Genomic DNA, 238 nt, shown 5'->3' on the forward strand with positions numbered 1-238 from the left:
TGGTCGATGCCTATACCGCTCCGAACACGATGCGCGAAATCGGGCGCCTGCGTGAAATCGCTTTCCGTGCCGCCGGCGGCGGCACCGGGAAGAGTTGCGACATCGATGAGTATGATCTGATGCAACCTCCCTGCCGACAGCTGATTGTCTGGGACCCCGACCATCTGGAAATAGCCGGCGGCTACCGCTTCATACTCGGTCAGGATGTAGTCGTCTCTGACGGTGTGCCACGCATAGC

1 protein-coding gene is annotated in these 238 nt (G+C 60.1%); it reads left to right on the forward strand.

The features are described 5' to 3' along the window. On the forward strand, nt 1–238 hold a 238-nt coding region (locus tag ACX9YW_RS23565), incomplete at both ends, for a GNAT family N-acetyltransferase (protein WP_460351233.1).

It is taken from the genome of Pseudoneobacillus rhizolycopersici, assembly GCF_054786815.1.